This window comes from Inquilinus limosus MP06, from assembly GCF_000767795.1.
Classification (GTDB): domain Bacteria; phylum Pseudomonadota; class Alphaproteobacteria; order DSM-16000; family Inquilinaceae; genus Inquilinus; species Inquilinus limosus_E.
The window spans coordinates 1-1,208 of sequence record NZ_JANX01001004.1 but is presented as its reverse complement, the minus strand read 5'-3'; the positions used below and the strand labels follow the sequence as shown (position 1 = coordinate 1,208).

The window sequence follows — 1,208 nt, the reverse complement described above, 5'->3', positions numbered from 1 at the left end:
GGCGATCGCCCAGGGGCTGGAGGCGGTGGCCGAGCTGCCCGACCCGATCGGCGACGTGCTGGCCGACTGGACCCGGCCGAACGGGCTGCGCATCCAGCGGGTGCGCGTGCCGCTCGGCGTCGTCGGCGTGATCTTCGAGAGCCGGCCCAACGTCACCGCCGATGCCGCGGCGCTGTGCCTGAAGGCGGGCAACGCCTGCATCCTGCGCTGCGGGTCGGAGAGCTTCCGCAGCTCCACCGCCATCGCCGCCGCGGTCGGGCACGGGCTGAAGAAGGCCGGGCTGCCGCGCAGCGCGGTGCAGCTGGTGCCGACCCGCGACCGCGCCGCGGTGGGCGAGCTGCTGGGCCTGACCGAGTTCGTCGACGTGGTGATCCCGCGCGGCGGCAAGTCGCTGACCGCGCGGGTGGCGGCGGACAGCCGAATCCCGGTGCTGTGGCACCTGGACGGCATCAACCACACCTACGTCCACGAGGCCGCCGACCCGGAGATGGCGCGGCGCGTCGTGTACAACGCCAAGATGCGGCGCACCGGCGTGTGCGGCGCCACCGAGACGCTGCTGATCGACCGCAGCGTCGCCGGGACGATGCTGCGGCCGATCCTGGACGACCTGATCGAGGCCGGCTGCGAGATCCGCGGCGACACCGCGGTGCAGGCGATCGACCCGCGCGTTCTCGCCGCCTCCGACGACGACTGGGACACCGAGTATCTCGACGCCATCCTGTCGGTGAAGACGGTGGACGGGCTGGACGCCGCGATCGAGCACATCAACCTGCACGGCAGCCACCACACCGACAGCATCGTCACCGCCGACGCGGCGGCGACCGAGGCGTTCCTGGCCCGGGTCGACAGCGCCATCGTGCTGGTCAATGCCTCGACCCAGTTCGCCGATGGCGGCGAGTTCGGCATGGGCGCCGAGATCGGCATCGCCACCGGCCGGCTGCACGCCCGCGGCCCGGTCGGCACCGAGCAGCTGACGAGCACCAAGTACCTCGTCCGCGGCACCGGCCAGACGCGGCCTTGACAGTCGGCGGGATCGCCTTCGATTGAATCCATCAGCAATGCCATTGCCATCCACTCTCCCCCTCCCCTTGCGGGAGGGGGTTGGGGGAGGGGTTTGCCGCCGCATGAGCCGGCGGGCACATATGGCCTCTTATGAGTCCCCCCCTCCCCTTGCGGGAGGGGGGTAGGGGAGGGGGTCGTCTCGGCCG

The 1,208-nt window shown here is 72.0% G+C and carries 1 protein-coding gene; it reads left to right on the top strand.

The genetic code is table 11. The annotated features are described in order from the left end of the window. Nucleotides 1–1,021: glutamate-5-semialdehyde dehydrogenase (locus P409_RS34770; RefSeq protein WP_034849527.1), on the top strand; the 1,021-nt coding region annotated here is incomplete at its 5' end. Nucleotides 1,022–1,208 lie beyond the last annotated feature (187 nt).